The sequence below is a fragment of the Microcoleus sp. N9_B4 genome, from assembly GCF_036701635.1.
Taxonomy (GTDB): domain Bacteria; phylum Cyanobacteriota; class Cyanobacteriia; order Cyanobacteriales; family Microcoleaceae; genus Microcoleus.
Genome location: NZ_JAUBRC010000043.1, coordinates 15,673 through 36,551 on the forward strand (window position 1 = coordinate 15,673; position 20,879 = coordinate 36,551).

Annotated in this window: 11 protein-coding genes and 1 tRNA gene; 9 read left to right on the forward strand and 3 right to left on the reverse strand. The window is 47.4% G+C overall.

Annotated features, from left to right (window positions below):
• The first annotated feature begins 21 nt into the window (after positions 1 to 21).
• A complete protein-coding gene (locus QUA43_RS23995) occupies positions 22 to 1,287 on the forward strand; it encodes a folylpolyglutamate synthase/dihydrofolate synthase family protein (RefSeq protein WP_333377052.1) in 1,266 nt (421 codons plus the stop codon).
• Between the two features lie 5 nt (positions 1,288 to 1,292).
• On the opposite strand, the gene QUA43_RS24000 is transcribed toward QUA43_RS23995, so the two are convergent.
• The gene (locus QUA43_RS24000) at positions 1,293 to 1,868 is read right to left on the reverse strand and encodes a Uma2 family endonuclease (RefSeq protein WP_333377054.1); all 576 of its coding nucleotides are present in this window, start codon (positions 1,866 to 1,868) and stop codon (positions 1,293 to 1,295) included.
• A gap of 387 nt (positions 1,869 to 2,255) precedes the next feature.
• Complete coding sequence (locus QUA43_RS24005) at positions 2,256 to 3,539, reverse strand: sugar ABC transporter substrate-binding protein (protein WP_333377056.1); 1,284 nt, start codon at positions 3,537 to 3,539, stop codon at positions 2,256 to 2,258.
• Between the two features lie 406 nt (positions 3,540 to 3,945).
• Here QUA43_RS24005 and pilM point away from each other — a divergent pair, with 406 nt between their 5' ends.
• The 8 genes from pilM to QUA43_RS24045 all read left to right on the forward strand — a co-directional run bounded on the left by pilM (position 3,946) and on the right by QUA43_RS24045 (position 20,331).
• Entirely contained in the window at positions 3,946 to 5,040 is a 1,095-nt protein-coding gene (pilM, locus tag QUA43_RS24010; RefSeq protein ID WP_333377058.1) for a type IV pilus assembly protein PilM, read from the forward strand.
• A 427-nt stretch (positions 5,041 to 5,467) separates the two neighbouring features.
• Positions 5,468 to 6,367, forward strand: a complete 900-nt coding sequence (locus tag QUA43_RS24015; protein WP_333377059.1) for a PilN domain-containing protein — start codon at positions 5,468 to 5,470, stop codon at positions 6,365 to 6,367.
• Positions 6,367 to 7,167 (forward strand): pilus assembly protein PilO, encoded by an 801-nt coding sequence (locus tag QUA43_RS24020; RefSeq protein ID WP_333377061.1) that lies wholly within the window; start codon positions 6,367 to 6,369, stop codon positions 7,165 to 7,167. The genes QUA43_RS24015 and QUA43_RS24020 overlap by 1 nt, the downstream gene beginning before the upstream one ends.
• Positions 7,168 to 7,647: 480 nt before the next feature.
• Positions 7,648 to 10,032 carry an AMIN domain-containing protein gene (locus tag QUA43_RS24025; protein ID WP_333377063.1) on the forward strand — a complete coding sequence of 795 codons (2,385 nt, stop codon included), beginning with the start codon at positions 7,648 to 7,650 and terminating at the stop codon, positions 10,030 to 10,032.
• 721 nt (positions 10,033 to 10,753) lie between these two features.
• Positions 10,754 to 11,062, forward strand: coding sequence for an HU family DNA-binding protein (locus tag QUA43_RS24030; RefSeq protein WP_333198661.1), 309 nt, complete (start codon positions 10,754 to 10,756; stop codon positions 11,060 to 11,062).
• Between the two features lie 15 nt (positions 11,063 to 11,077).
• Positions 11,078 to 12,343 (forward strand): aminotransferase class I/II-fold pyridoxal phosphate-dependent enzyme, encoded by a 1,266-nt coding sequence (locus QUA43_RS24035; protein ID WP_333377065.1) that lies wholly within the window; start codon positions 11,078 to 11,080, stop codon positions 12,341 to 12,343.
• Between the two features lie 424 nt (positions 12,344 to 12,767).
• Positions 12,768 to 14,243: an NAD(P)/FAD-dependent oxidoreductase gene (locus QUA43_RS24040; protein WP_333377067.1), complete on the forward strand. Its 1,476-nt coding sequence runs from the start codon at positions 12,768 to 12,770 to the stop codon at positions 14,241 to 14,243.
• Between the two features lie 613 nt (positions 14,244 to 14,856).
• Positions 14,857 to 20,331 (forward strand): AAA family ATPase, encoded by a 5,475-nt coding sequence (locus tag QUA43_RS24045; protein WP_333377068.1) that lies wholly within the window; start codon positions 14,857 to 14,859, stop codon positions 20,329 to 20,331.
• A 416-nt stretch (positions 20,332 to 20,747) separates the two neighbouring features.
• Here QUA43_RS24045 and QUA43_RS24050 read toward each other — a convergent pair.
• Positions 20,748 to 20,834, reverse strand: a tRNA-Ser gene (locus tag QUA43_RS24050).
• Between the last annotated feature and the right edge of the window lie 45 nt (positions 20,835 to 20,879).

Below are 20,879 nucleotides of genomic sequence, written 5' to 3' on the forward strand. Positions count from 1 at the left end.
TAAAAAATCCAATAATCCTCAATGAATGCAGAATCCATCCTTCAATCTTACCAACATTTCGGCGTCCATCTGGGCTTAAAAAGAATTCACCAACTTCTCCAAAAATTAGACAACCCCCACCAACAAGTACCCATTATCCACATTGCCGGCACCAATGGCAAAGGTTCCGTTTGCGCTTATCTCTCTTCCGTACTCGCCGAAGCAGGCTATCGAGTTGGACGCTACACATCCCCGCACCTAATCGATTGGACAGAAAGAATTTGCATTAACCAACAACCAATTTCTACAACAGCATTGCAACAGTGTCTAGAACGAGTTGTCGCAGCCACCGAAAACAACACCGAAACTCCCACTCAATTTGAAATAATTACCGCAGCAGCTTGGCTGTATTTCGCCGAACAAAAAACAGACATCGCAGTCATAGAAACTGGATTGGGCGGTAGATTAGACGCGACTAACGTTTGCGAAACACCTCTCGCTAGCGTCATCACTTCTATCAGTCTGGAACACTGGCAAATACTCGGCCCCACCGTCGCAGATATTGCTGGGGAAAAAGCGGGAATTCTTAAAGCAAAATGTCCGGCAGTTATCGGAGAATTGCCAGAATCAGCTAGAATAGTAGTAGAAAAACGCATTCAAGAATTAGAGTGTCCGGCAACTTGGGTAAAACCAGCAATAGATTTAGGACAAGGATTTGCCGAATATCAGTTTAATCGAAATGCGGATAAAATAAAATATCAATTGCCGCTGCTGGGAAAAATTCAACTAATGAATTCAGCAATTGCGATCGCAACTTTGCAAACTCTCCAAAACCAAGGATGGCAAATTTCCCCAACCGCCATCGAAAACGGTATCGCCAAAACCCAATGGCCCGGAAGACTCCAGCAGACAACTTGGAAAAACCGCAACATATTAATTGACGGCGCGCACAACCCAGCCGCAGCTATCGCCCTGCGCGAATATGTCGATCGCCTCAACAATCACCCGTCACCGATTAACTGGGTAATCGGCATTCTTGCGACTAAAGACTGCGACGATATATTAAAAGCATTACTCAAAAAGGGCGATCGACTTTACCTAGTACCCGTACCCGATCAAAACTCATCATCCCCCGCAGAATTAGCCACCCTAGCTCAAATTATCTGTCCCGAATTAACCCTCTGTCAAGCCTTCCCCGACTTAACAACAGCTTTAGATGCTGCTGTTAGAGGTGACAACCTAACAATCCTTTGCGGCTCGCTTTATCTCGTCGGCTATTTTCTGCAACAACAACAATCCCAAGCTTAAACCCATCAGAATTGTGTTTCTTCCTCAGTAAAGATAGGAGGCCACAATTCCGAAACGGGCAATTCCCAACCGGGAAAAAGTTCTGCTACTGTTAAGATATCGCCATTTCCTAAAACAGTCGGTTCACCTGTAGAGCGATAAATAGTCACTGTTTCTTCATCAGGATCGATCAGAATTCCGACGATCGCACCCAATTCTATAAACTTCAAAACCTTGGTTTCTATAGGCTTAATGCGATCGCTCTGAGATTTAATCTCCACCACCAAATCGGGGACAAGTTCTCCAAAATAACGCGGACTTTGGCGCAAGCGGGCGGCACGCACAAAAGAAACATCCGGTGCTTTGACATTCGTATCCGGCATGATGAAACCGCCTGCGGAGTCAAAAACTCTCCCCAAGCGACGGGGATTTATCCAAGCGAAAAGAAAGGCGATGAGACGGCTACTGATTTCACTGGATACGATGTCTGATGGCCCCATAATTGAAAGTCTCCCGTCTTCTAGTTCAATTTTGTAATCTAAACCCGCTTCGGAAAAAAGGGTTTGAACTTGGTTTAAATCTTTGAGTGTCATCGCTGGCATAAGAATTTTCTCCTATTCTGAGCTTTGATTTTAACACAAGTCAAATTTATGAATATGTGAGGAATTAAGGTTATCTTCGTACAAATCATCAATCAAGCTGAATTGAGAAAGGCGATCGCACGGGATAAATAAACCCGGTTTCTGGGATGAGCGAGCCTTCTGATCAAGAAACATTTACCTCTAAAATAGTCGAGATTGACCGCTCCAGGGTTCTCCTCGGACTCCGCGTTGTGAAGAGGCGGTAATTTCATCATTCGATAATAACTTAAAAGCGGATATCTGCTTATATATGGCGACACAGATTCCCATTATTTAATAATACGTCAATCTGCAAAAAAAAGCAAGGGGCGAACTAAAAAAAAATCCCGCCCCAGCTTCAATAAAAAACTACCTTTGATCCCAAGCCTTAGCCGCATCAGCAACAGCTTGGTCTACCGACTTCTCATCCAACATTGCCGCCTGCAAATTGTCATAAATCGCCTTTTGCAGCTTCTTAACATCCTTCAAAGGCGGAATCAATAGCTCGGCTGAACTCAACCCCGAAGCACTAACAACCCGAGCTCGATCGGCTGCGGGAGCATCAGTCGGAACGTTCTTAAAATAATCGTCCTGCAAAGCCTCAACCGTAGAAGGCAAAACATTGGCAGCCTTAGCAAAAGCCAACTGATTTTGAGAATTAGTCACGTACAAAGCAAACTTGACAGCATCATCAGGGCGCTTGCTGTCGCGGGGCACAACCAAATTCATCACCGCCACAGTCTTCTTGCCTGTTTCCCCCGTAATTTGAGGCGCAGCAGCCGAAACAGCACCAATACTCGGCGCATTCTCAGAAATGGCCTTCAAAAACTGAGGCCCGGAAGCTAAAAAAGTAGTTTCCCCAGCTTGATAAAGCTCGATCGCCCTACGATGTCCCTGCACCAAAACATCCTGCGGCAAAAGTCCGTTCTTGTACAAATCCACCCAATACTGAAAAACAGCTTTGCCCTTAGCAGTATTAAAAGCCGCCTTGCCTTTAGCATCAACCAAAGGCACACCCATCTGCACGAAAGATTGCAAAACTTCCGCCGAATCTTCCGGCACAAAAGTCACAAAAAAAGCAAACTTACCAGTCTTCTCCTTCACCTGCTTCGCAACAGTTGCCAACTCGGCATAAGTAGCAGGAGGCTTAGCAATTCCCGCCTTTTTCAACAACTCCGTATTGTAAATTGTCACCCCAGTCGTGAGATACCAAGGAATGCCAAAAGTCTTGCCGTCGAGTACACTAGCTTTCCAGATATTTGGGAGATAGAGCTCACGAACTTGCTGCGGAATCCGAGAATCCAAATCCAGCCAAGCATTGCGTCCCGCCAACAGCGAAGCAAAATCGGGATTTAGGTTCACCACATCCGGCGCAGTTTTCGCCGAAACAGCCCCCAAAATCTTGCTTTCCATCGCCGACCAAGGAACGTCCACCCAACGCACCTTCACCCCCGGATTTTCCGCTTCAAAACCGGCGATCGTCTTGTTGAAATACTCAGTAAACTGAGGTTGAAGCTGCATAGTCCAGAACTCGATTTCCTGCGTATTATTTGCCTGGGAATTAACAGCAGGCTTGCTGCAACTCACCACCGCAGCCAGCAGCAGTCCCACCAGCCCAAAAACAGCAAAAAGTTGCCAAGATTTACGTTTCATAGAATAAAATTTGAGAGTTATGGGAACCGTTAGACAAAAAAGCGTGAAGCGAAGCTATCCCGTAGGGAATCGCCCGAATCAAGCGCTATCGAGTCAGTAACAGAGTTTTGTACCTGGGCACGGCGAGCGAAATAGTCGGTTTTTGTGCAGAATCGGCAGGTTTTCGGTCGATCGAGCTGGAATTTATTGACATTCGCAGCAGAATAGCTATTGTCAAGTAAATTGGATAGCATAAAATCGGAACTAGCGATCGCGCAACACAGACTGAGCTGTGCAGCTACGGCGGGATACCGAGATTACAGCACTCTTTCGGCAGTTGGAACCCAACCCTCCAACACGCCTGCGCGCTGAATCAGGCTGGCCAACTACAAAATAAAAAAATAGCAATTACCGGCGACCCAATCACATGGTTAACTTTTTCAAAGGTCTACTTTCCCAACGCCAGCCAGGAATCGGGATCGAAATAGCCCCAGACCGCATCAACATCATTCAGCTCGAAAAGAAAGCTCAGGCATTAAAATTAGGCATCCTAGCCTCAATAGAAGTTCCAGAAGACTATGTACAAGAAGGACAAATAGTCGATCCGCCGGGAATGGCAGAACTAATACGTACCGTCCTCGCGGACAACAAAATCAAAGCCAAGCGAGTAGCCACAGCCATTCCCGGCCGCGAAGCCGTCATCCGCCTCATCCCAGTTCCCGCAGAACTCAACGAAGAAGAACTGCGGGATTACATGAACGCAGAAGCAGGACTGTACTTGCCGTTTCCCAGAGAAGACGCCGACGTAGACTATCAAAAAATAGGCCTATTTGTAGATGACGACGGAGTAGAAAAAGTGCAAGTCGTGTTAGTAGCCACCCGCAGAGAAGTTACCGACACATACATCGAAACCTTCAAAGAAGCCGGACTGATTATAGACGTACTAGAAGTAACCAGCTTTGCCCTAATCCGCACCCTCAAAGAACAACTGCAACAATTTTCCTCCCAAGAAGCAGCAGTTCTCACTGCCATAGAATTTGACAGCACCGAGTTAGCTATAGTAGTGGACGGCATACCTCAGTTCAACCGTACCATCCCGATCGGCACCTACCAAATCCAGACCGCCCTCAACCAAGCCATGAACCTGCCGCCAACCAGAGACACCAGCGAACTGCAAGGCATGACCCTGCCCGTCACAGATACAATGGGCGCATCGGGAGACGCCAATCCCGGCACAAATGCGATGATTAAAGTATTGGGAGAACTAGCAGACGAACTGCGCCGCTCAGTAGACTTTTACCTCAACCAGAGCGAAGAACTCGAAGTAGCGCAACTGCTGCTAGCAGGCCCGGGAGCTGCGATCGGCAAACTCGACGAATTTTTTATGCAAAGATTAAGCTTGCCCGCATCTCAAGTCGATCCCATCGAAACCCTAGGGATCGAAATCAGTGAAGAAATTACCCCAGAACAGCGAGCAGGTTTAGGAGTCGCCCTAGGTTTAGGACTGAGGGAGGTTATGTGACCTAACAGTTTTAGATGAGAGAAAAACCGATTTGAGAATTTTAGGTAAAAGCCCCTGCCAAAAAAAGAAGGCAGAAAGCAGAAGGTAGAATATTGGAGGTAGAAGATAGAAGGTAGAAGGTAGAAGGTAAAAGGTAGAATATATCTGAGGTAGAAGCAGCCCCTTCCTTCAGTAGAAGGCAGAAAGTTGTTTCTTTCTTCCCTAAATAAATCCTTCACTTGTACCAGCAATCTTGGGTTCTGTCAAAAATCTAAAATTTCTAATTTAAATCTATAGCAACAGCCAAGACTGTTAGGACATTCTTAATTGCTGAAACATCAGCGGTAGATCACTTTTTCCTTCTACCTTCTACCTTCTACCTCGTGCCTTCTACCTTTTACCTTGTGCCTTCTGCCTTCTTCCTTCTGCTATAAAATCGAGTGAAGCCATGTACAGCCTAGATATTAATTTTCTCAACGACCGTCCGGACTACAAACCCGTCGCAGCAGCCAAAAGCTCAGCTAAAAAAAGTTCTGGTGGAGCCAAAGACCAACTGCCCCTAATTGGGGCGCTGCTGTTTGCCTTCGGCATCAACGCCGCAGTCATGGGAGCCTGGTGGTGGGCGACTAACGACAATAACAACTTGGCCACAGAACAGGCAGCCATCGACCAAGAACTGGCAAAGTTAAACACTCAAGCCAACACCATCAAAGCCATCAACGCCGAAACCGACCAAGTTACCGCCGAATACAAAGCATTAGCCGGAGTATTCGACCAAATTAAACCTTGGTCGGCGATGCTGCAAGACCTCAGTGCCCGTACTCCGGCGGGAGTGCAAATTGGCAAAATCGAGCAAATCGACCCAAGTCCCTCCCCCGTTGCAGCAGCACCCCCACCCCCCGCAGCAACTCCTGCTGCCTCCCCAGGGGCGAGTCCGTCTCCAGCAGCCAGCCCCACCCCGGCAGCACCTCCCCCCCCCGTCGTCCCGCAGCAGGCATCAAAAGTACAAATTTCAGGGATAGCCAGTACCTTTGCTCAAGTTAACGACTTTATGTTGCTAGTCCAGCGCTCTCCTTTCTTCCTTAACACCGATACCAAACTGATAGCGGCCACATTAAAAAACAACCCCGCACAATTACAAGTGCGTAACCAAAACGCAGCACCACCAGAACTTCCCAAACTGCGACCGGTGGTGGAATATAAAATTGAAACGACGCTCAGCCCGACGGGGGCCTCCGAGTTGCTCTCCGAGCTGCGAAGCAAGCAAGCAGACGGGCTCGCAATACGGATAGAAACACTTCAAGAAAAAGGAGTGCTAGAACCACAAAAACCAGAGGTGAAAAAATAATGACATTCGCAAATGAGTATAGTCCTAGCGGACAAGCAGAAGATACAGGGGCTAAGGAAATATTCGGCATTAAGCTGACACCCCAAGTCCAAGCAATCGGCATCGCGGTTCTGGGCCTCCTCCTTGCTGGCGGCCTCGGCTACCAGTTCGTACTTCCCGAATTCCAAAAAAGCGGCGAATTCAAGCAAAAACTTAGCGAAAGCAAGCAAACGCAACTGCAATTGCAAACTCAAATTCAAAAAAAGGCAGAAGCAGAAGCCAAGCAAGAAGAAGCAAAACAGCGCCGCGCCAACGTGACGGCAATGTTTGCTAGCGACGCCAGCGCCAACACCCTTTTGCTTGACATGACCCAACTGGTTAATAGAATCAACGCCGGCGTGCAAGGAGATGACCTCAAGGCTAAAATTACCAAATTTGAGCCGGATATGCCCCCAGCAACAGCAACCGCCGCGCCGGGAGCTCCAGACCCTGATATTCTGGCCGACACCTCCTTCGGGCCGTCCCTAGCTGGCAAGCTCAGACGCAAAAAATTTAAGGTAGAGTTTGAAGGCACTTTCGCTCAAACCCGCAATTTTATGCGTAACTTGGAGTTGATGCAGTCGCTGTTGGTAGTTAGGAATTTGAAATCTGAATTGCTAGCATCAAATCAGCCAATTGAAGTTGACTTTTTGAAAGGGAAAATAGTTCCTGTGGAGCAGCCACCAACTAAAATTAAAACTGCTTTTGACTTGCACGCGCTGCTGCCGTTAAAGCAAGAAGAAAAACCGCCAACTCCGGCTCCGAGTCCTGGTGCTAAGTAGCGGTAGTTTGGCGGATAGATATTAGCTATTGTTCCAAAATGGCTCTTTAACAAGAAGTCAGAAGGCAAAAGGTTGAAATGGGAAGAATTGAAGGTAGAAGTCAAAAAAGTATGAAGGTCAGAAAAATATTTTTTAGATGGCAATCAAAAATTGGCTCTAAAATCTAATTTCTTCTAATACCAGTTTCAAAAAGTAATGGAACTGTATAGCAATCCTTGCATGAGTCGTAATTTTTTTACCCCACCCCAACTCTCCCCTTTGTAAGGGGAGGGAGTAAGAAATTCACAAATGATGCAAGGATTGCTGTAGGATAGCTTCTAACCCTTATGTCATCTGTTATTCCCAATCGAAAATTAAAAATCGAAAAGGGCATAACTTCTTCCTTTAAAAAGGCTCGAATCGAGAATATTTTAGTCAGTTTAGCAGCTAGCGACAAAAGACTGCGAACAACAAATAACAAAGTGTAGTGGAGGAGAGAACGTGAAACAGCATCTACGGTTAAGTGGAGGACTCTTATGCAGCGTTGCAGGAGTTCTGATCGCCCAAGCGCCCGTCTTGGCAGTGCCGACTCAGGTCACAGGAGTGCAAGTAAGTCAAGGTAATAATGGCGTAAATATTGTGATGGCGACAGAAAAGGGCGATCGCCCGCAAGTTTTCGCCATCAATAACGGCAATACTTACCAAGCCACAATTATCAACACCCAGCTCCGCTTGCCACAAGGCAACAGCTTCCGTCAAGATAACCCCGCTCCGGGAATTTCTTCAGTAGAAATCAGCCAGGTAGAGGCTAACAGCATCCGCGTTGTGGTAGCCGGCACCAACGGAGTTCCCAACGGACAAATTGTGCCGGGACAAGGCCAAAGCATCGTCCTCAGCGTTTCCGGACAGGGTGGTACAGTACAGTCTGCCCAAACTCCACCCCCGCCGCCTCCAGGACTGCCGCTGAGCCAAACACCTCCCCCGCCGGCTCCCCAAGTCCGCACCTCGCAAAACCCAGGCGTGTTGCTGCCAAATCCCGAAGTTACTGTTACCAGAAACGATCGCCCGCCCCTCCCCAGCGAAATACAATCCCAGACCAATCAGGCTGCGCCTTTCCAGCCGCGGGCAGTTGCTCCGCCCTTGGGAGATATCGCGGTGTCTAACATCGCCCCCGGCGCGGGAAATATTGAACTGAGTTCGGGAGAACGCATCCCCCGCTTGGTGCTGCGGGATGCCCCAGTCCGGGACGTTTTGGCTCTGCTGGCCCGCGCTGCTGGCTTGAACATTGCTTTTACAGGTGGCGGGGCCCCTGCTCAACCGGGCCAGCCCGCAGTGCCTGGTCAGCCAGGAGCCTCCGGCTCAGATGAAGGGCCAAAGATTTCTTTGGACATCGAAAATGAGTCGGTGCAAGATGTCTTTAATTACGTGCTGCGGCTCAGCGGGCTGCAAGCTAACCGCCAGGGGCGGACGATTTTTGTAGGGACTAGCTTGCCGATCGACTCACGCAATATTATCATTCGGACTCTGCGGCTCAATCAAGTTCGCTCTACGGATGCAGCTAACTTTTTGAGTGCTCAAGGCGCGGAAACTCAACTGCCGATTACTCGGGTGACTATTCAAAGCGTGGGGCAGGGAAATGCGGCGCGAGATGTGGAAATTCGGGAACCGGACATTAAGGCGATCGGCGCTAGAGATGGCAATGGGCCACTATTGTTGAGGGGACTGTCGGTGCTTGCGGATTCTCGCCTCAATTCCATCACTTTGGTGGGCGATCCGCGCAAAGTTGATATCGCCGTAGCTTTCTTGACGCAGCTAGATTTGCGCCGCCGTCAAGTAGCTGTCAACGTCAAGGTGATCGATATCAACTTGGCGGGAAACAACAGCACTAGCAGCAGTTTCTCTTTCGGGATTAATAACAATTTCTTCGTCAATGACAATGGGGCGGCAAGTCTCAATTTTGGTGGCATCAATCCGCCCAGTGGGAGTGCCCTTGGGGGGATCAACGCTCGACCGATCGTCAACAACCCCCTAGGAACCCCGGATGTTTTCTACGATGCGAACGGCCGACGTATCGTGCCGTTTACAGGTCAAGGTCTCGAAGGCCCAGCCAAAGGTGTTTTCCTCGAGCCGACAGCCCCAATTACTAATGACCCGACGCGAGTTGGAATTACGGATTACACTCCAGGCTCGGCAACCACTTCGGGAAGTGCAGAGTTCGGCCTGTTCCCGCTGTTCCAATATCCCAGGAGGTTCCTGTCGGCGTTGCAGGCCACTATTCAGAGCCAGAATGCCAAAATCCTGACCGATCCGACTTTGGTGGTTCAAGAAGGAGAAACGGCGAATGTGAATATTACTGATGAGGTGATCAGTAACATCACGTCCGACACCCAGACTACCGGAAATACAAGTACCACAACGGTGACGGCAGTCAAAGACAGGGCTGGTTTGCAGTTGGGGGTGGCGATCGACCGCGTTGACGACAACGGCTTTGTGTCTCTAAGGGTGAACCCGATTATCAGGACACCGGGCACCCCGCAAAACCTGAGTACGGGCCCGAACACAAATACTATCAGGCTGCTGGGCGAGCGATCGTTGCAATCGGGGTTAATTCGCCTGCGGGACGGTCAGACTTTGATTGTTTCGGGAATTATCCGCGACGAAGAACGGATTACAGCGAACAAGATTCCGATTTTGGGAGATTTGCCGATTATCGGTTCGCTCTTCAGGAGCACCAATAAGGCTAACCAGCGAGCGGAGTTGATTGTATTGCTGACTCCGCAGATTTTGGATGATAGCGATCGATCGAACTTTGGCTACCAAAACAACATCAGTCCCGACGCGCGCCAACTTTTGCAGCGCAGTCAGCCCGTCCAGCCGAGACAGTAGGAACGAAGGAAAAATGCCTGGCTGTCAACTTTCCACGCTCTTTCCCCTGAGCCCGACAGTCCGACAGGGGTTGAAACCCCTGCCTCAAAGCTAAAGTCCTCTAAAAGAGGACTAAAGAACTCATTAGTCCTCTGCAAAAGGACTATAAATCACTCTTTCAGTCGTCTGAAGAGGACTTTCGCTATTAGCCAGGGGTTTCAACCCCTGGCGGGTTTCGGGAGAATGAAACAGCCCTGCCCCACGGGAGGAAAGAAAGAGGGGAAAGAAAGAGGGGAAAGAAAGAAGGAAGAAGGAAAAAATTTTTCCTTTAGCCCTTGACAAATTACATTTTGTTCTTTCTCTTTCTCCTTTTTTTCGGTTCAAAAATCCACCGAGGCGAGAAATCTTGTCTCCAAGGTGGTATTTTTTTACCTAAATTTTGGGATTAATTACAAAAATTAGCAAGTTGCATATAAATTAAAGGTTCCACCGATCCATAACGGTCGGCAAGACTTTAGAATAATGCAGTGAAAATTAGATGCTGTGGGGTTTTCAGCAGTTAGAAACAAAAATTCCTTTTCTGACCAATTACCCTAGGGTAATTGGTATTCAGCAGGAGTTGTGATTCGGGGAAGCGGACGGGAGCAATCGGGAACCACCCAAACCTCCCCATCCACACCTCAATCCAGTTGATAACTCGCAGCTAATAGTTGAACTAACTCTGTTTAACGTAATTTTGCAAATCGAGAAGGAGTTCGCAATGAACAAAGGTGAATTGGTTGATGCAGTGGCGGAAAAGGCTAGCGTGACGAAAAAACAGGCAGATGCTGTTTTGAGTGCAGCCCTGGAAGCAATCATGGAAGCTGTCTCCGATGGCGACAAGGTGACGCTGGTCGGTTTTGGCTCGTTTGAGTCGCGGGAACGCAAGGCCCGCGAGGGTCGCAATCCCAAAACTGGCGACAAGATGGAAATCCCGGCCACCAGAGTTCCTGCATTTTCCGCAGGGAAGTTGTTTAAGGACAGAGTTGCACCGCCGAAAAACGCGGAATAGCTGGCGAACTGAGTCTTGATTAGACCTGTACACGGTGGGAATTTAGCTTGGGCAGCCGCACTGGCAGGCTGCCCTGCCTCTGCTATTGTCGATTTTTCTGCGAGTATCAGTCCTTTGGGCCCTCCTGAGTCGGCAGTGGCTGCAATTCAATCACACTTGAGCAGTCTGACGGCTTACCCAGACCCGGATTATGGGGAGCTCAGGACTGCTTTGGGGGAGGCTTTGAATGTTGACCGGGATTGGATTTTGCCAGGGAATGGTTCGGCGGAATTGTTGACTTGGGCGGCTTGGGATTTGTCGAAGCTGGAGGCGACTTATTTGGTGACTCCGGCTTTTGGCGATTACTCGCGGGCTCTTTCGGCTTTCGGCGCGCAGGTGCTGAAATGTCCTTTGGATCTTAAATCTTGCACCATTGTCAAGAAGGGCCAAGATGCCCATTCCACAAGAGATGAATTTTCTTGTGGAACAGGCATGATGCCTGTTCCTAAACAAGTAATTGAGCATGGTGCCATATCTCAGTTGGAACTGAAATCGTTGGACGTTGGGGCAGGAAACGAGTTAGTAACCGATGATTTGTCGGTTTCTAACCGTTCCCTGGTCTCCCCTGCTTTTCGTATCCCAGTTCCTCTTGGTCTCGATGCAGCCTCTCGACGAGGTTTGCTACTGAACAACCCGCACAATCCTACGGGTTTGCTGTTTGCTAGGGAGGCGATTTTGCCTTATGTGAAGCAGTTAGGTATGGTGGTGGTGGATGAGGCCTTTATGGACTTTCTACCGCCTTCTGAGCAGGAAACTTTGATCGATGCTGTTGAGGAGTTTCCGAATTTGGTGATTTTACGATCGCTCACTAAATTCTATTCTCTGCCGGGACTGCGGTTGGGCTGCGCGATCGCCCATCCCGATATTCTGCGCCGCTGGCAGTTACTGCGCGATCCTTGGCCTGTGAATGCTTTGGCTGCTGCTGCTGCTGCTGCTGTGGTGCGAGATGCTGCTTTTGAGCGGCAAACTTGGGATTGGCTGCCTGTTGCTCGCCGAGAGCTATTTGAGGGTTTGGCTAATTTGCCGGGTTTGCAGCCAATTGCCGGGGCGGCTAATTTCTTGTTGGTTGAGTCGTCGATGTCGGTTTCTTCTATTCAAAAAAGTCTGTTGGAACGACACCGGATTTTGATTCGGGATTGTTTGAGTTTTCCTGAGTTGGGCGATCGGTTTTTTCGGGTGGCTGTGCGCTCCAGGGCGGACAATCTGCGGCTGATTGCTGGACTTTCCGAAGTTCTTCGTTAGCTGACGGTTGACTGTTGACGGTTGACGGTTGACTGTTGACGGTTGACTGTTGACCGTTGACTGCTGACGGTTGACTGTTGACTGTTGACTGTTGACTGTTGACTGTTGACTGTTAACAACCAATAAAAGTTGACAAACCGATTTTATTGGTCGTTTGAGCCGACATCCCCAAGAAACCCGGTTTCTATGATATAGCAATCCTTGCAGGAGTCGTAAATTTTTGATCCCACCCCAACTTTCCCCTTATAAAGGGGAGGGAGTAAGAAATTCACAAATGATTTAGGATGGCTATAAATCTTGGGTTTTGCAGCGAAGTATCTAGGAAGAAACCGGGTTTCTGACCCCGCGCGCGGATCGTCCTAAACTACTAACTAATGACTACTAACTAATGACTAATGACTACTGACTACTGACTTTTTTATTTATGCTTGACTATGATTTAGTGATTATTGGTGGAACTCCGGCCGGACGTTATGCTGCTTTGACTGCAACTAATTTCCCGGCCCGCGTTGCTTTGGTGGAACCGCTAAGTAATTCCCAAGATTTGCCGACTGGGGGGAAAGAGTCGATCGACCTTGGTTTGAGATACAGCCAAACTTTGAGGGAGGCTGCTCGTTTTGCCCAGCAGATCAGCCGCCAGCAGTTGGGGGTTCGTTGGGAAGTCGCGAATTCCTCCATGCCCCTCAAATTGCGGTTTGACGGGGTTCTCAAGTGGGCAGATGATGTTGTTTCTAATTTGTCAGAAATTGATGATCTCGGCCTTTTGGCTGCTCGTGGTGTCGATGTTATTTTTGGCAGTGGCGAGTTTGTGGCGAAACCGGATTTGGCTTTTGTTGTCGGCGGGCGAAAATTGCGATCGCTCTGTTATTTGCTAGCTTGTCCAACTCGGCCGGCGATTCCCAATATTGAAGGACTTTCGTCTGCTGGCTTTTTTACTTCGGAAACTGTCGGGGAATTAGCAAAACTTCCAGAGTTGCCTAAAAGTTTGGCTGTAATCGGCGCAGATCCCAGCGGTGTAGAAGTGGCTCAGACTTTTGCTCGGCTGGGGGTTGCTGTCACTTTGGTAGTGAAAAGTTCGCACATTTTGGCTAAAGAAGACCGGGAGGCTGCTGGGTTGGTGCAAGCTGCAATGGAAGCTGAAGGAGTGCGGATTCTGACTGCTACTGAGGTGACTCAAGCGAGGGTGATTGAGGGTAAAAAGTGGATTCAAGCTGGGCCAAGGGCGATCGAAGCTGAGGAGATTTTTCTGGCCGCCGGTAGAGGACACAATTTTTCATCGTTAAATATCGAAGTGGCTAAGGTTAAATTCAGCGATCGGGGGGTGATTTTAAATGAAAAGCTGCAAACAACTAATCGCCGCATTTACGCGATCGGCGATGTTGCTGGGGGTTATCCTTTCCCTCACATCGCTAATTACGAAGCTGCAGTTGCTGTGAAAAATGCTTTGTTTTTACCAATGTTTCAAATAGATTATCGTGGGATTCCTTGGGCGATTTTTTCTGATCCCCAGTTGGCGAGGGTTGGCTTGACTGAAGCGCAAGCAAGGCGCCGTTTTGGAGACGATCTGATTGTTTGTCGGGAATATTTCAAGAATGTTGAAAGAGCTCAAATGTCTGGGGATACAACTGGTTTTTGTAAGATTGTTGGGCGTCGCAACGGGGAGATTTTGGGAGCGAGTATTGTGGGGCCGCAAGCTGCTGAGTTGATTCACGCGATCGCTTTGGCTGTGCGTCACGGGATGAAGGTTGAGGCGATCGCCGAACTTCCTTATATTTGGTCGAGTTTTTCGGCAATTAACGGTCAAACTGCTGCTGTTTGGGAGTCGCAGCGCTTGGGTAGCAATAGTTTTATGCAGAATTTGTGGGAGAATTTGTTTCACTGGCGCCGGTATTGGAAGTGAAACAATCAAAGGGGTAATTGATAATTGGTAATTGTAAGTATGTGAGTGGCAAAATATAATTGACTTGGGCTAGTTCCATAGTCTGCTGAATTTTGGCATTTAATGCCTGATTCACTTATTAGAGTGGGGCAGCTTGTTGTGGCATCTGGACAAATAATTCGGGTGGCGATTCCAGGAATCCCAATTTATCCCAAATCTGACACACAAACTCAATTTCCTCTGCTTCCCGCTTTAAATTCCGCTCCGAATTGTACTAATGACATTAAATTATTACCTAAACTAGACATTAAGATTTTATAGGCGATCGCATTCAAACATCGGTTTTAAAACTGCTCTTAAGTACCTAATTAGCCTCTTAAATTCCTCTTCTATCCACTGCTGCCGTTCAATCAGCCTTAGCCTCCTTCATCTTCAACTTAGTCTTAAGTAAACTCTAAACAGCTCTTACATAAAAAATTAAAGTATTGTTTTAAACTCGTGCTTTCATAAGTTGAGCCACAAAGTATATTAAGAAAAATGTAATTCACTCAATACCACAGCAGAGCGAGCGAAAATAGTAGATAGTAACTCTCAGAAGCTTTTGGCTTGACAGAGGCAGTAGGAATACGTAGATATGACTAAGATCACAAAGATTTTCCTAGGATATCACATTAACGAGCAAATATACGCAGGAAATCGAACTCTAGTGTATCGCGGCCTTCGGTGTTCAAATGGGCAGCCAGTAGTGATCAAACTGCTGCGAAATGACTTTCCCCGCTTCCACGAACTGGTTCACTTCCGCAACCAATATGTCATTGCTAAAAACTTAGAGATCCCTGGCAGTGTTAAGGCATACAGCCTAGAGACTTACCATAACCACTATGCTCTGGTGATGGAAGACTTTGGCGGAATTTCCTTAAGTCGCTACATGGTTAGTCTAGCAGAAGCTAGCCAGGAACCCCTAAAAGGCTTGCCCGTTAGCGAGTTTCTGCCTATTGCGATTCAAATCGCCAACTCCCTCGACGGACTTTATCGCCACCACGTCATCCATAAAGACCTCAAACCTGCCAACATTCTGATTAACCCCACCAGCAAACAAGTCAAGCTGATTGACTTCAGCATCGCTTCCCTACTACCGCGCGAAACCCAAGAAATTCAAAATTCCAACGTGCTCGAAGGCACCTTACCTTACATATCTCCCGAACAAACTGGGCGAATGAACCGAGGCATTGATTACCGCACAGATTTCTACTCGCTAGGAGTAACATTCTACGAATTACTAACAGGAAAGTTACCATTCCAAACAGACGATCCAATGGATTTGGTACACTGCCACCTCGCAAAACAACCACTGGCAGCCTCAAGAGTTAACAATAGCGTTCCATTGGTGCTGTCTGAGATTGTCAGCAAACTGATGGCGAAGAATGCTGAAGACCGCTATCAAAGTGCGATCGGACTCAAGTACGACTTAGAAACTTGCTTATCCCAGTGGCAAGAGAAAGGGACGCTGGCTAACTTTGATTTAGGGCAGCGAGATTTGTGCGATCGCTTCATCATCCCCGAAAAATTATACGGTAGAGAAAGCGAAGTATTCTCCCTGCTATCCGCCTTCGAGCGCGTGAGTGCAGGAAGCGCCGAAATGATTCTGGTGGCTGGTTTCTCCGGCATTGGCAAAACCGCTGTCGTTAACGAAGTTCACAAACCAATTGTGAGACAGCGAGGCTACTTTATTAAAGGCAAATTCGACCAATTCCAACGTAACCTCCCCTTTAGTGCATTTGTCCAAGCTTTTCGCGACTTTATGGGACAATTGCTATCGGAAACAGATGCTAAAGTTGAGCAATGGAAATCGAATATTTTGGCAGCTTTAGGAGCTAGCGCTGGGGCGATCGTTGAAGTCATTCCCGAACTAGAACGTATTATCGGACCGCAACCGCCAGTCCCAGAACTTTCTGGCAGTGCTGGTCAAAATCGCTTCAACTTGTTGTTTGAAAAATTCATTCAATTATTCACAACAAAAGAACATCCTCTAGTGATTTTCTTGGACGATTTGCAATGGGCAGACTCAGCATCGTTGAAGTTGATGCAACTGCTGATGAGTGCTCATGATCACCGCCATCTCTTATTAATTGGAGCTTATCGGGATAACGAAGTGTTTCCAGCGCATCCATTAATGCTGACGTTAGTAGATATTCAAAAAACTGAAGCAAAGGTGAATACTATTACCTTAGATCCCCTTGCTAGCTCAGACGTAAATATTTTAGTTGCCGATACTCTAGCTTGTTCTACAGCGTTGGCTCGGCCTTTGACAGAACTCGTTTATCAGAAAACCCTAGGCAATCCATTCTTCAGCACACAATTCCTAAAATCTTTGCATGAAGATGGGCTAATTGAATTTAATTTTGACGCTCGGTATTGGCAGTGCGATATTGCCCGAGTGCGAACCTTGGCAGTAACGGATGATGTAGTAGAATTCATGGCACTTCAGTTGCGAAAGTTGCCAACCAGGACACAGTCCGTTTTAAAGTTAGCTGCTTGTATTGGCAATCAGTTCGATTTGGCTACTTTAGCAATAGTTGATGAAAATTCGCCAACAGAAACCGCATCCGCTTTATGGAAGGCACTACAAGACGGGCTAATTTTACCCATTAGTGAAATTTATAAGTTTTATCAAGCAGAGGGGAATAGCAAATTAATAGTCGGGAATGGGAAGGGATTTGACCAATTATCCATTACCCACGACCAATTACCCAAATACAAGTTTTTACACGATCGCGTTCAACAAGCTGCTTATTCCCTGATTCCAGAAGATCAAAAAAAAAACGCTCACTTAAAAATTGGGCAACTGTTACTAACTCATTCATCGGTTGCCGAAAAAGAAGAAAAACTGTTTGAGATCGTTAACCAACTAAATATCGGCAAATCCCTGATCGTCCATCCATCGGATCAAATAGAACTCGCCCAACTCAATCTGAAAGCCGGACAAAAAGCGAGAGCCGCAACTGCTTATACAGCCGCATTTGAGTATGGCACGACCGGCATCGCCTTGTTAGCTGAAGATAGCTGGCAAACGCAGTACGAAATAACCCTAGCCCTCTACGAAGCTGCCACTGAAGCCGCTTACCTGAGCGGCAACTTCGAGCAGATGAAACAATTGGCGGAAATCATTGCAGAACACTCTAAAACTCTGTTGGATACGATTAAGGTCTATGAAGTTCTAATTCAAGCAGCTCAAGCCCAACATCAATTTCTAGAAGCCGTACAGATTGCCCTCAAGAGTGTGGAGCGTTTAGGACACAGTTTACCAGAGCAACCCAGTCAATCTGATACTGCTAAGGCATTCGAGGCAACTAAATCCATCTTGGCTGGGAGGCAACCGCTGGACTTAATAACTCTGCCTCAGATGAAAGATCCTAACAAGTTAGCGGCTTTACGGATTCTTACAGCGGTCTCTTCTTCTGCCTTTGTTGCCACTCCAGCGCTGTTACCGTTTATTGTCCTCGAACAGGTAAATTTATCTGTTCAATATGGCAATACTTCATTCTCTGCAAATGGATATGCTTACTACGGACTGATGCTTTGTGGGGTGGTAGGAGACATTGACTGTGGCTATCAGTTCGCACAACTAGCATTGAAGTTACTTGATCGTTTCAATGCTAAAGAACTGAAATCCAGAGTCTATGTTGCAATTCACTGTAGCGTGTGCCATTGGAAAGAGCCGCTGAAGAACTCCTTACCGTTTCTCCGGGAAGGCTACGAAGTTGGATTGGAAACGGGAGATTTAGAATCGGCTGCTATTTGCGGATTCACTTACATTTCATACTGTTGGTTTATCGGCCGAGAATTAAACGATCTCAGCCGAGAGAGCGCTGCCTTCCGAGAGCAACTGGCGCACCTCAAGCAAGAAGGACTTACCAGCCATTTGACCGTTTTTCAGCAAGCTATTTTGAATGTGATCGGCGATTCTGCCGAACCTTGGCAACTGACTGGAGATGCGTTCGAGCGCGAGGAAATCGTGCCAGCGCTCAAGCGATCGGGAGATCTAACTGCGCTGTACTATTTCTATGCCAGCGAACTCACTCTGTGCTATCTGTTTGGCAAGTTTGAGTTGGCGGTGGAAGCCGCGCTCCTTGCCGAAAATTATATAGGTAACGCGACAGGCTTATTCATTGTTGCGATCTCGTACACCTACGATTCTCTAGCTCATCTGGCACTCTATTCTCAGGTTTCCGAGGCACAACAGCAACGCATTCTCGAACGGGTGGCTAAAAACCAGGAAAAGATGAAAAAGTCGGCTAACCATGCTCCAGAAAATCACCTGCACAAATTTTATTTAGTTGAAGCCGAACGATACCGAGTTTTAGGACAAAAATCAGAGGCGATAGAATTTTACGATCGCGCGATCGCTAAAGCAACAGAAAATGAATATCTCCAAGAAGTTGCCTTAGCAAACGAATTAGCGGCCAAATTCTATTTAGAGTGGGGAAAAACCCGCGTTGCTAGAGACTACCTGCACGATGCTTACTATAGCTACGCTCGCTGGGGAGCCGCAGCTAAGGTGAGCGAGCTGGAACAATCATATCCTGAACTGTTAGCGTTAATTTTGCAATCGGATCAATTACAGCTCGCATCAGAAATAACGCTCCATGCAACGAATACCATTTCATCCCATACGATTAGCAGATCGTCTACATCCAGCAGCAGGAGCATATCTGCTGTATTAGATCTAAAAACGGTTCTCAAAGCCTCCCAAACCCTCTCTAGCGAAATTCATCTAGAGCGATTACTCTCGACGCTGCTGCAAGTGGTCATTGAAAATGCCGGCGCGGACAAATCTGCCTTGTTATTGCTCAAAGGGAATCGATTAATTGTTGAAGCAATTAGCACAGTCGTTTCCTCCTCGACTGTGCTGCTATCAATTCCGCTTGAGGAAAGTCAGGAGCTTCCCATTGCGTTAATCAACAGCGTTAAACGTACCTTACAACCATCACTGATTAGTAATGCAACAACTGATTCTTCGCTGATGGCAGATCCTTACATCATCCGCCAGCAGCCCAAGAGCCTGCTGTGTGCGCCAATTCTCCATCAAGGGAAGTTGATAGGCATTATTTACCTGGAGAATAACCTGGCTACCGGAGCCTTTACCAGCGATCGCGTCGCCATCCTCAACATCCTGTGCTCGCAAGCAGCAATTTCCTTACAAAACGCCCGACTGTATCAACAATCCCAGGAATATGCCCAAAAACTAGAGCAGTCTATCCACGAGCTCAAACAGATGCAGTTGCAATTGGTGCAGGGTGAAAAAATGTCTGCTCTGGGAAATTTAGTTGCAGGTGTAGCCCACGAAATTAACAATCCCGTAGGCTTTATCGCCGGCAACTTGCAACCTGCTCAAGAATACGTGGGGGATTTATTCAACTTGATTGATTTGTATCAAGAAAAATTTCCCAATCCGGGAATTGAAATTGAAGCAGAAATTGAGGATATGGACTTGGAGTATTTGCGAGAAGATTTGCCCAAATTGATTGGCTCGATGCAGGAGGGAGTCGATCGCATCCGCAATATCAGTACGAGTTTGAGAACGTTTTCGAGGGCAGATAGCGATCGACCAGTTGCTTTCAATATTCACGATGGACTTGAAAGCACTCTGCTAATTCTCAAGCACCGTTTAAAAGCCAGCGAGTTCCGCCCTGCCATTGAAGTTGTGAAAGAGTATGGTAACTTGCCCCTAGTGAAATGTTTTCCCGGACAGTTAAACCAGGTATTTATGAATGTGCTGGCTAATGCCATTGACGCTCTGGAGGAGTCAAATAAGGGGCGGAGTTTTAGTGAAATTAAAGCCCTACCTAATCAAATTACGGTTCAAACTGCTCTGAGCGAAGACAAGAATCAGGTTTTGATTCGCATTAAGGATAATGGAGTGGGGATGTTGGCTGAAGTTAAGGAAAACATCTTTAACCACTTATTCACCACCAAGTCGGTGGGTCAAGGAACTGGATTAGGATTGTCGATCGCCCGCCAAATTGTTGTGGAAAAACATGGAGGTACATTAGTAGTAAATTCTTGTCTGGGGCAGGGTTCGGAGTTTGTGATTTCTCTTCCGGCGTGAGCAGTTCGTAGTAGGGCTTGAGCGCAATTAGCGCCGCCTCGGAATTACCAGCCCTGTTATTAGGATAAACAGGAAATGGGGCAGGGGGAACGAGCCACAGGCTAGGGGTTTTCGTGCTAGGAACTAGCGACTATGGAATAGGGAAACAAAAAATCTAGACTAATTCCCCCATCTTCCGCCCGTACCTTATTCGTGATTGAGATAGCGGTTTACAACTGCCTGCCTTACCAACTCTCTTCCCTTTTTTTATGCCCAGTTTTGAGTTAAGAGTTCCCTTGAGATTTTAAGCCTCTACCTTACCGAAATGAAAGCAGCTATCATGCTACTGAGATTGTGGAGTTGAATTTCATAAAATGATAAGGTACGCGCACCCTAGGTTAATAAGGTGCGCGCTTGACGCTTGACGCTGAGATGTACGGAGAGGGTGGGATTTGAACCCACGTTAGAGTTACCCCTAAAGTAGATTTCGAGTCTACCGCATTCAACCGCTCTGCCACCTCTCCAATTAACTTGAGATGTGAGCTAAAAGTATTTTACCGCACAGTGCG